Annotated in this window: 1 protein-coding gene; it reads right to left on the bottom strand. The window is 43.5% G+C overall.

Annotation, left to right across the window (positions count from 1 at the left end; all coding sequences use genetic code 11):
• Positions 1-232: type 2 periplasmic-binding domain-containing protein (locus AAEY57_RS21225; RefSeq protein ID WP_502935518.1), on the bottom strand; the 232-nt coding region annotated here is incomplete at both ends.

The following is a 232-nucleotide window of genomic DNA, read 5'->3' as shown; positions in this document are numbered from 1 at the left end:
CGGCTATTACTTTAAATGTAGGAGGCAGAGCTTCTATTTTTAGCTGTTTAACTTTGCTGTTTGGTAATAATCTTGATGGGTAAAACGCGAGCATATCGGTTGTATGTAAAATGTCGGGCACTGCTGAAAAGCTCGGTACCGACATTACAATATTACGTTTTAGCCCTTGGCTTTCAAACCACTGATCGTGCGATCCGCGCAAATTTGCACGAGATGGCGACACCACTAGCTG

It is taken from the genome of Pseudoalteromonas sp. MER144-MNA-CIBAN-0113 (assembly GCF_040308965.1).
Lineage (GTDB): Bacteria > Pseudomonadota > Gammaproteobacteria > Enterobacterales > Alteromonadaceae > Pseudoalteromonas > Pseudoalteromonas tetraodonis.
This window is presented reverse-complemented; position numbering and strand designations above follow the sequence as displayed.